This is a genomic window from Gordonia hirsuta DSM 44140 = NBRC 16056 (assembly GCF_000333015.1).
Classification (GTDB): Bacteria; Actinomycetota; Actinomycetes; order Mycobacteriales; family Mycobacteriaceae; genus Gordonia; species Gordonia hirsuta.
In genome coordinates, this window is sequence record NZ_BANT01000011.1 from 1 (window position 1) to 953 (window position 953).

At 75.7% G+C, this 953-nt stretch carries 1 protein-coding gene; it reads left to right on the forward strand.

Annotated features, from left to right (window positions below; translation table 11 throughout):
• The coding region (locus GOHSU_RS03945) for an NAD(P)H-hydrate dehydratase (protein WP_005937137.1) at positions 1–953 on the forward strand (953 nt) is incomplete at both ends.

Genomic DNA, 953 nt, shown 5'->3' on the forward strand with positions numbered 1-953 from the left:
GGACCGCTGCGCCCGGAGGCCGCCGCCGCATTCGACGCCGTGGCCGGTGTGCCGATCCTGGCCGTGGACCTGCCCTCGGGTGTCGACCCCGATACCGGCGTCGTGCACGAGCCCTCGGTGCAGGCCGCGGTGAGCGTCACCTTCGGCCGGCCGCGGCTGGCGCACCTGCTGGCCGCACCCGTCTGCGGTCGCGTGGAGGTGATCGACCTGGGTCTGACGCTGCCGCCGCCGACCGTGGCCTCGCTGACCGACGCGCAGGTGGGGCAGGTCTGGCCGGTGCCCGGACCCGGTGACGACAAGTACACCCAGGGGGTGGTCGGCATCGTCGCCGGTAGTGCCCGGTATCCGGGAGCGGCGGTGCTGAGCACCGGCGGCGCGGTCGCGGCCACCTCCGGAATGACCCGTTTCGTCGGTGCGGCCGCCGGTCCGGTCCTGGAACAACGTCCCGAAGTCGTGGCGGTGTCCGAGTTCGCCGAGGCCGGCACCGTGCAGGCCTGGGTGGTGGGTCCGGGGTCGGGCACCGACGCCCGCGCCGAACACCTGCTCGCCCAGGTCCTGGAGAGGCCGGTGCCGGTTCTGGTCGACGCCGATGCGCTGACCGTCCTGGCTGCCCGCCCGCACCTGCTGACCGGCCGCACCGCACCGACCCTGCTCACTCCCCACGCCGGGGAATTCGCCCGGCTGGCCGGCCGCCCGATCGGCGATGATCGCCTGGGTGCGGTCCGGGACCTGGCCGCGCGTTTGGGGGGCACCGTGCTACTCAAAGGCCGGGTGACCCTGGTCGCCGATCCGGACGGGCAGGTGCTGGGCAACGACGCGGGCAGCTCCTGGGCCGCCACCGCCGGTGCCGGTGATGTGCTGTCGGGAATGGCCGGGGCCCTGCTCGCCGCGGGCCTGCCCCCACTCCTGGCCGGGGCGGCCGCCGCCCGCGCGCACGCCGTGGCCGCCGCACT